The sequence below is a fragment of the Halomonas sp. ANAO-440 genome (genome assembly GCF_019915905.1).
GTDB lineage: Bacteria > Pseudomonadota > Gammaproteobacteria > Pseudomonadales > Halomonadaceae > Halomonas > Halomonas chromatireducens.
Window position 1 is genome coordinate 60,218 of the sequence record NZ_JAHXBV010000010.1, and the last position, 8,978, is coordinate 69,195.

The window sequence follows — 8,978 nt, forward strand, 5'->3', positions numbered from 1 at the left end:
GGAGCTAAAGCTTCCTCCTACAACGGCGTGCCACCGTTGGTGGAAAGAACATCTGTTGGAGCGCTGGTTCCCATCGCGACTGGCGCCGGTAGGCGCCTCGGCGGAGGCTGCCGTCGTTGGCAGTGATCGCCAACAATAGCATCACCGCCGGGAGGCCTTCGGCCTCCAGTCGTGATCTAAAGATACTCCAACAACGGCGTGGCACCGTTGGTGGAGAGAATCGCTGTTGGAGCGCTGGTTCCCATCGCGACTGGCGCCGGTAGGCGCCTCGGCGGAGGCTGCCAACCTTGTCGGCGCACTGACTTATCCTCCCTCCCGCGGGCACTCGGCGGGGCCTGTGGTTTCCTGCCCGCCCCGCAACCCCAGCGTGCCGACGCCGGGCAGTTTGATGCCCAGGGCGCGGGAGTCGATGCCGACCACCAGCCCTCCCAGATGTGCCTCCAATCCTTCCTCGATGCCAATGGCTCCCCCCAGGTACCCACCCAGCGAAACCTGTAACCCTGTGCCGCTCGGGCTGCGGGTCACGACCTGGCGGCCCAGGTAGTCCTTGCCCACGGCGGTGGAGGGCAGGGCGACGTCGAGCGCCGGCACTTCACGAATCAGCCACGCGACGAACGTATTGCTGTTGGGGCCGGGCCAGGCGCGATAGCGGTCCATATAGGGGTATGCCGGCAGCGCCGCCTCGATCTGTTCGATGGCGAGCTCGGCCTCGGTGCCGCAGAGCGTGGCGTGGACGCTGGGCGCACTGCCGAACCAGGCGCGGTCGGGCGTCCCGGGTCGGGATGAGAGGGTGGGGCGCCCCCAGCCGGTAACCTGATGAATGGTGTACTGGGAAGCCCCCTGCGGCTTGGTCACGACCCAGGCATGCACGGCGAAGATACCCCGCCAGTTGAAGGCCCGAGCGGAGTAGACCTGCACCACGGCCTCGGTCGTGTGCGTGAGGTCGGGTGCCAGCCCGGCGCTGGTGCGATCGGCGCTTCGCCAGTCGCCTCGAATTTCCATACCGCCGAGCCACCATTGATAGAGTGGGCCGCCGCCAAAGAGTGCTACCACAACCAGAAAAGCCAATAGTCCTTTCATGGGCTATCGTGGCGAGAAACGCCGGGTCAGGCCTGTCTCGGCGATCATGCGGGTGGAGATCTCCTCGATCGAAAAGCGGGTAGTGTCGATGAAGGGGATATGCAACTGTCGATAGAGCGCTTCGGCCTGTTCGACTTCCTGGGCGCACTGGTCCAGCGAGCTATAGCGGCTGTTGGGCCGACGCTCGTGACGTATCGCCGTCAGCCGTCGTGGATCGATGGTCAGCCCGAACAGCTTGTGTCGATGTGTCGCCAGCACCCTGGGCAGCTTGAGCGTGCCGTTCTCGTCGAGGTCGTCCTCGGTGAGCGGATAGTTGGCCGCGCGGATGCCGAACTGCAATGCCAGATAGAGCGAGGTGGGGGTCTTGCCGCAGCGGGAGACACCCACCAGGATCACATCCGCCTCATCGTACTGGTGGGTGCGGGCGCCGTCGTCATTGTCCAGGGCAAAATGGACCGAGTGAATGCGGTCCATGTATACCTCATCCTTGCCGATGGAGTGGGTGCGCCCCACGCTGTAGCTGGAGTGCGTGCCCAACTCCTGCTCCAGCGGCTTGAGGAAGGTGGAGAAGATATCGACCTTGAACCCGGTGGCACCGCGTATCACGTCGCGAATACCCTCATCGACGATGGTGTCGATGATGATTGGCTGCTCGCCGTCGCGCACCGCCGTGGCTTCGATGATCTCGACCAGGGTGCGGGCCTTTTCGACTGAGTCGATATAGGGCTTGGTGAGCATACGCAGATCGACATTCTCGAACTGTGCCAGCAGGCTGCGCCCGAGGCTTTCGGCAGTAATGCCGGTGCCGTCGGAAATGAAGAAGGCGGTACGTGGCATGGCAGGTTCAGCTTCCATTGACAGGGACGATTTCCATTGTCGGGGCTGACGGCGTTACGGGCAAGGCGTGGTTTATTCGGTGCGCTGCGCCACAAGCCACTACAAAAACGCGGCAAAAGGGGCAACTGTTGTAAAAATCCTCCAGTGACTTCGATGTTAGACCAATGGCGAATATGGAAACATCCGGTTAAGGTGTCGACCATTGCATCATTTGCCTGTGACAAGGCTTCGAAGATCAAGGGGGTCTCGTGGAAGATTACATCCTGTGGTTCGACCAGCTCGGCATGGACGATGTGGAACGGGTCGGCGGCAAGAACGCCTCCCTGGGTGAGATGATCTCAAACCTCTCGGGCGCCGGCGTCACAGTCCCCGGCGGTTTCGCCACCACCGCCCACGCCTATCGCGAGTTCCTGGCCCATGAGGGGCTCAACGAGCGCATTAATCAGGCTCTGAACCGGCTTGACGTCGACGACGTCACCGAGCTGTCGCGGGTGGGTGCCGAGATTCGCCAGTGGGTCATCGATACGCCGCTGCCCCCTACCTTCGAGGAACACCTGCGCACCGCCTACGACAAGCTGGCCACCCAGCACCCCAACCTCAAGGCGGCTGTGCGCAGCTCGGCCACCGCGGAGGACCTGCCTGATGCCTCCTTCGCCGGCCAGCAGGAAACCTTCCTCAATATCGAAGGGTTCGACAACATCAAGCGCGCCGTGCATGAGGTTTTCGCCTCCCTCTTCAATGACCGTGCGATTTCCTACCGGGTACATCGGGGCTACGCCCATGAGAACGTGGCGCTGTCCGCGGGTATCCAGAAAATGGTGCGTTCCGAAACCGGCTCCAGCGGCGTGATGTTCACCCTGGACACCGAGTCCGGCTACCGCGATGCGGTGTTCGTCACCGCCTCCTGGGGGCTGGGCGAGACAGTGGTGCAGGGCTCGGTCAACCCCGACGAGTTCTACGTACACAAGCCGACCCTGGCGGCCGGTCGCCCGGCCGTGCTGCGCCGCAACCTCGGTTCCAAGCTGATCAAGATGGTCTATGGCGCCGATGCCAGCGCCGGCAAGTCGGTCTCCACCGTGGATGTTCCGCTCAAGGATCGCGCTCGCTTCTGCATCAATGACGATCAGGTCATGGCCCTGGCGCGCCAGGCGATGACCATCGAGGCTCATTACGCTCGACCCATGGACATCGAATGGGCGCTCGACGGCGACGATGGCGAGCTCTATATCGTCCAGGCGCGCCCCGAAACGGTGGTCTCCCAGCTCGAGGGCGGCAAGCTGGAGCGCTTCCACCTCAAGGAGAAGGGACGCACCCTGGTCACCGGCCGTGCCATCGGCCAGCGTATCGGGCGTGGTGCGGTGAAGGTGGTTTTCTCGCCGGACGATATGGACAAGGTCAAGGCCGGGGATGTGCTGGTCACTGACATGACCGATCCCGACTGGGAACCGATCATGAAGCGCGCCTCGGCGATTGTCACCAACCGTGGCGGCCGCACCTGCCACGCGGCGATCATTGCCCGTGAGCTGGGTATCCCGGCCGTGGTGGGCTGTGGCGATGCCACCGATACCCTGCAGGATGGCCGCGATGTCACCGTCTCCTGTGCCGAAGGCGATACCGGCCACGTCTACGAGGGGCTGCTCGATTACGACCGTCGCGTCTCCACCGTCGATGCCATGCCCGAGATCCCGTTCAAGATCATGATGAACGTTGGCAACCCGGATCGTGCCTTCGGTTTCGCCGGGCTGCCCCATGCCGGTGTCGGCCTGGCGCGGCTGGAGTTCATCATCAATCGCATGATCGGGGTCCATCCCAAGGCGCTGCTCGAGTACGAGACCCTGCCGCTGGAGCTGCAGCAGACCATCGACATGCGTACCGCCGGCTATACCGACCCGGTGACCTTCTACGTCGACAAGCTGGTCGAGGGAATCTCGACCCTGGCGGCGGCCTTCCACCCGCAGCGCGTCATCGTGCGGCTGTCGGACTTCAAGTCCAACGAGTACGAGAACCTGATCGGCGGCAAGCTCTATGAGCCCGGCGAAGAGAACCCGATGCTGGGCTTCCGCGGTGCTTCACGCTATATCTCCGACGCTTTCCGTCCCTGTTTCGAGCTGGAGTGCAAGGCGCTCAAGCGCGTGCGTGACGAGATGGGCCTCGACAACGTCGAGATCATGGTGCCCTTCGTGCGCACCACCGACGAGGCGCGTGAAGTGGTCGAACTGCTGGCGGCCAACGGCCTGAAGCGGGGCGACAACGGCCTTAAGGTGATCATGATGTGCGAGCTGCCGGCCAACGCGCTGCTGGCCGACGAGTTTCTCGAACACTTCGATGGCTTCTCGATTGGCTCCAACGACCTGACCCAGTTGACCCTTGGTCTGGACCGCGACTCCGGTATCGTCGCTCACCTCTTCGATGAGCGAAACCCGGCGGTGCTCAAGCTACTCTCCATGGCGATCCAGGCCTGCAAGGCGCAGGGCAAGTATGTCGGCATCTGCGGCCAGGGCCCCTCCGACCATCCCGATCTGGCCAAGTGGTTGATGGAGCAGGGTATCGACTCCGTTTCCCTGAACCCGGATGCGGTACTTGAAACCTGGTTCATGCTGGCGGGGGAAACAATCGAGTAATACCGATACACCAAGTCACTAAACAGCCCGTTTGATAGTCGTCAAACGGGCCTTTTTTCGCCTATGCTGTATACCTCTTACACGGAGTTACCGAGGGTCTTTATAATGGATTATCAAACAGTTTCCTTGCGTCGCAACTGGTTAGGCATTGTTGTATCTGCCGCCATGCTCGGTATGCCCCTAGCCGCCCTTGCTGACGTTACGTTCGAGTACTCGGCCCCCGCCATCGCGCCGGAACAGGCCTCCGGGTACACTGAAAAGCCCGGCTGGGCAACCGAGCGCTTCGCGGTTGCGGCGGCGAATCCGCTCGCCACCGACGCCGGCTATCAGGTTCTCCGGGCCGGTGGTTCGGCGGTGGATGCCGCCATTGCCGTACAAATGGTGCTGACCCTGGTCGAGCCCCAGTCCAGCGGCATCGGGGGTGGCGCTTTCCTGATGCATTACGACGGCAGTGACGTGACGGCCTTTGATGGGCGCGAAACGGCTCCCCGGGCTGCAAGCGAGTCGCTGTTTCTCAATGGAGATGGTGAGCCGCTCGAGTTCATGGATGCTGCCGCAAGCGGGCTTTCGGTAGGTGTGCCCGGCACCGTGCGTATGCTGGAGCTGGCCCACGATGAGCACGGCAAGCTGCCCTGGGCAGAACTGTTCGCCCCCGCCATCACCCTCGCCGAGGAGGGGTTTGCCGTCAGTCATCGGCTGCACACCAGCCTTGCCGGGGAAGAACGGCTGCGTGACGATGCCCTGGGCGGTGCCTTCTACTACACCGAGGATGGTGAGCCGCTCGCGGAAGGACACAAGCTGAAGAATCCTGCACTGGCTGCCATCCTGCGCGAGATTGCCGAACACGGCAGCAAGGCGATGCATACCGGCAGTATTGCCGAGGACCTGGTCCATCGGGTCCAGGGCCACCCGGAGCGTCCCGGCGCCATCAGCCTCGAGGACATGGCGACCTATGTCGCCTTGCAGCGAGATCCCCTCTGCACCGACTGGAAAGCCTATCGTGTCTGCGGCTTTCCGCCTCCGTCGTCGGGCCACCTGACCATCATGCAGATACTCGGCACCATGGAGCATCTGCCGGAACTGGAGGCGCCCCTGGAAGAGGGTCAGCCGAGCGTCGAATGGTGGCATCGCTTCCTCGAGGCTTCGCGGCTTGCCTTTGCCGATCGCGGCAAGTATATCGCCGATCCGGATTTCGTCGATCCCCCGGGAGGAAGCTGGAGCACCATGCTCGAGCCCGACTATCTCGCCCTTCGCGCCGAACGCATCGAAGAGCAGAGCATGGGCCCCGATGGCGCCCGGCCGGGCAGGCCTGGCAAGCTTGAAACCTCCTGGGCAGTGCAGCCGAACCAGCCGGAATATGGCACCAGCCACATCAGCATCATCGACGAGGAGGGCAATGGCCTGGCCATGACCACCACCATAGAGGCGGCATTCGGCTCACGCATGCTCGCCGATGGCGGCACCGGCCTGCCGGGTGGCTATCTGCTCAACAACGAGCTGACGGATTTTTCCTTCCGTCCCCTGGATGCCGACGGCACGCCGATTGCCAACCGGGTGGAAGCCGGCAAGCGGCCGCGCTCGAGCATGAGCCCGACCCTGGTCTTCGATCGGGAAAGTGACGAGCTGATTGCGAGCCTGGGGTCACCGGGTGGTGCGGCGATTATCCACTACACCGCCAAGGCGCTGGTGGCAATGCTCGACTGGGGATTGAACGCCCAGGAAGCGCTGGAACTTCCCCACGCCATTACCCTGGGTGGGCCGGCCTTCCTCGAGGAGGGACGCTTCGATGCGTCTGTATTGGAGGCGCTGAATGAGCGTGGCCATGAAGCCAGCGAGCGAGAGCTGACAAGCGGCCTGCAGGCGATCATGAAAACCGAGGAAGGCTTCTTCGGCGGTGCCGATCCACGGCGTGAAGGCGTGGTTATGGGGGATTGAGGCATGGGGGATTGAGGCTCATCGCCGCAACCAGTTGCGCAGCTTGACCAGCAGCAGGGCGCCATCACCGAGTTCACGCCGGTCCCGCATCAGTTCAGTAAGGCGGTCCGGGTAATCCGTGATGATGGCGTCAACGCCGAGGTCAATCAGCTGCGACATGCGGGCCCGGTCATTGACCGTCCAGGCATGTACCTCGTAGCCCAGCTCGCGGGCCAGGCGTATCTCGTTTTCGGTAATGCGGTTATGCCGCAGGCCCAGCGCATCGAAGCCACGCCGCTCCAGAGTGCCCGGCATGACCAGCTGGGCAAGGAGGGTGACGCGCAGCTCGGGTTCTCGCTCCTTGACCATCTGAACGACGCCCGGCGACATTACCGCGACGCGGGTTTCGGCTATCACATCGGGATTCCCGCAGCGGGTCGCAGATTGTGCCGGCGAGAGCATGTCGAGGCACTGCTCTCTAGCCATCGCTTCTCGCCGGATCGATTCCAGTACCGCCTCGACCAGCGCGAGCTCGCCGCCCGGGTCGGGCTTCATGTCGATCATCAGGGCGCTGCGCCCTCTCACTGTCTCCAGCGCCTCATCCAAGGTAGGGATGTGCTCTCCGACGAAGGCGTCACCAAACCAACTGCCCACATCGAAAGCCTGCAGTTCATCCAGCGTCAGATCGCGGACATTGCGGGGATCGCCGGCCAGTCTCTGCAGGCTGCGGTCGTGATAGACCACCACCTCCCCATCGGCCGATAGTCTCACATCGATCTCGACATAGTCGGCACGGTCCACTATCGCCCGCTCGACAGCCGCCAGCGTGTTCTCCGGAGCGGCCATGGAACTCCCGCGGTGAGCGATATTGGTCACGTCATCGCGCAACTCGAAACTATTCACGATCCACCAGGCCTGGGCCAGGGCGAAGATCACGACCCCAAGCTCAACGCCCCATGCCAGGCGGCCAGGGTGGGCATCCGGCGGTGGTGGGGCAGGCCGGGGCTCGCGGTGAGCCAGTCGCAGATAGAGGCAGGCGGACAGCAGTGCGTTGGCGGCGATACCGATGAAGGTGATAGCCAACGTCACCAGCACATAGCCGGTCAGATAGGCCAGCATGGCTGGAATAAGCACCGCATTTCGCTCAGGCAACCACCAGAGCATGGGGGTGAAGATGCGATCGAAGATCCAGGTGGCGATGAAGGGAAGGGCAATGATCACCAGCAGCAGCCCCAGTACCACCATTGCCACCCGTCCCTTGCTGCCTCGCGTCAGGTCGCGGCTGCGTTTCAGTGCGGCCAGGGGGGTGGCCTGCTCCAGGGTGACGATGGGCAGCGCCAGAATCCAGCGGAAATAGAGAGTCGACGCCACATAGGCCCAGGCCAATACCAGCGGTGTGGCAGCGGCCAGGTATTGCCAGTAGGCAGGGGGGCGCACCCTGAGTACGTAATAGGGGTCCATCCCGCCGACGATCAGGTCATAGAGCCAGCCGAGCAGCAGTGCTACAGGCAGCATCAACAGCAGGTGAGCCCCGACCTGCACCACCACCAGCCCGATCAGCGCCGGCGCCCGGTGCAGGGTCTGCCACAGGGCAATGAAAGCGAGCTGGTAGTGGTTATCGCGTCGGCGAACCGCTACCAGAATCATCCCCGCCTGCTGCAGGAAAAGCACCACGAACACCATGCCAATCGCCGCCAGTGCCCAGAGCAACCCGGCAGGCGTGAGCAGCAAGCCCATCAGCTCCGCGTTGGTGATCACCGGTTGGCTGATACGGCCCAACAGGCTGGTCAAGGCCCATGCAGCGGACGGCAGCAGCAGGCTCGAAGCGAGCAGGGTGAAGAACAGGTGGTACGCCACCAGAGGGCGCAGATGCTCTCGCAGGCTGCGCAGCACGTCTATTGCCAGCGATGAGGGAGTCAGCACGATTGCGAGTCGTTGGGATTCATGATGTTAGAGTGGCATTGAAGAAGTGGAGAAGGCAAGAGCGATGGTAGCGATAATCGCTGGCGTTGCAGCCGCCGCCAAGGCGCCTGGCGGCGCCAGTCGCGACGCGGAGTCGGGGCGCCGAACCGAGCGCTCCAACAGCTGCTCTCTCCACTAACGCGAACCACGCCGCTGTCGGAGTATCTTCAGATCACGACTGGAGGCCGAAGGCCTCCCGGCGGTGTTGCCGATGATCGCGGTAATAGCCAGCGACGGCGGCCTCCGCCAAGGCGCCTACCGGCGCCAGTCGCGACGCGGAGTCGGAGCGCCGAACCGAGCGCTCCAACAGCTGCTCTCTCCACTAACGCGAACCACGCCGCTGTCGGAGTATCTTCGATCCGGTCCGACGCATCGGCGACTGGAGGCCGAAGGCCTCCCGGCGGTGTTGTCGATGATCGCGGTAATAGCCAGCGACGGCGGCCTCCGCCAAGGCGCCTCGCGGCGCCAGTCGCGACGCGGAGCGGCGCTCCAAGTGCGCCCGTGAAGGCGTGCACACAACTCGGTGGAAGTCCGAGTCGGGGTAAGCCATGACCCCGTAGTCGA

General features: G+C 63.4%; 5 protein-coding genes. 2 read left to right on the forward strand and 3 right to left on the reverse strand.

Features of this window, described 5'->3' with window-relative positions; all coding sequences use genetic code 11:
• Positions 1-303: 303 nt before the first annotated feature.
• Positions 304-1,080: a DUF3750 domain-containing protein gene (locus KZO25_RS09340; protein ID WP_223136740.1), complete on the reverse strand. Its 777-nt coding sequence runs from the start codon at positions 1,078-1,080 to the stop codon at positions 304-306.
• 3 nt (positions 1,081-1,083) lie between these two features.
• On the reverse strand, positions 1,084-1,917 hold the full coding sequence (locus tag KZO25_RS09345) for a pyruvate, water dikinase regulatory protein (RefSeq protein ID WP_223136747.1): 834 nt from the start codon (positions 1,915-1,917) through the stop codon (positions 1,084-1,086).
• A gap of 248 nt (positions 1,918-2,165) precedes the next feature.
• Here KZO25_RS09345 and ppsA point away from each other — a divergent pair, with 248 nt between their 5' ends.
• Positions 2,166-4,538, forward strand: a complete 2,373-nt coding sequence (gene ppsA, locus KZO25_RS09350; protein WP_223136741.1) for a phosphoenolpyruvate synthase — start codon at positions 2,166-2,168, stop codon at positions 4,536-4,538.
• Positions 4,539-4,703: 165 nt separating this feature from the next.
• Positions 4,704-6,473 (forward strand): gamma-glutamyltransferase, encoded by a 1,770-nt coding sequence (gene ggt, locus KZO25_RS09355; RefSeq protein WP_262488928.1) that lies wholly within the window; start codon positions 4,704-4,706, stop codon positions 6,471-6,473.
• 18 nt (positions 6,474-6,491) lie between these two features.
• Here the strand turns inward: ggt and KZO25_RS09360 are convergent, their stop codons facing one another.
• On the reverse strand, positions 6,492-8,375 hold the full coding sequence (locus KZO25_RS09360) for a glycerophosphodiester phosphodiesterase family protein (protein ID WP_223136743.1): 1,884 nt from the start codon (positions 8,373-8,375) through the stop codon (positions 6,492-6,494).
• Positions 8,376-8,978: the final 603 nt, after the last annotated feature.